This window comes from Sporosarcina sp. BP05 (assembly GCF_014282005.1).
In the GTDB taxonomy this organism is placed as follows: domain Bacteria; phylum Bacillota; class Bacilli; order Bacillales_A; family Planococcaceae; genus Sporosarcina.
Genome location: NZ_JACFTD010000105.1, coordinates 1 through 289 on the forward strand (window position 1 = coordinate 1; position 289 = coordinate 289).

Sequence of the window (289 nt, forward strand, 5' to 3'; positions counted from 1 at the left end):
TTCTTCGCGTAATATACGATAAAACGTTGATTCTGATGCGATATATATCGCATCATCTGCTAGCTTCGGCACAATTTGTGAAGGGGGTAAATCAACAAACTCCTCTTTTTTGTAGTCTCTATGACAACTTGTCTTTCCTCTTCGGTCAGCTTGTTTTTTGGTGTAGGTCGCTGCACATGGGGACGTTGATCTTCTTTTATTCCATCATCCGAAACCCAGCGTTCATACGTGCGAACACTAATGTTTAGTTCCGAACATGCCTTAGCCAATCGCGCACCGTTTAGATTCG

1 pseudogene is annotated in these 289 nt (G+C 42.9%); it reads right to left on the minus strand.

Features of this window, described 5'->3' with window-relative positions:
- Positions 1 to 59: 59 nt before the first annotated feature.
- Positions 60 to 289: pseudogene (locus H2672_RS19455) on the minus strand (hypothetical protein); the annotation flags it as partial.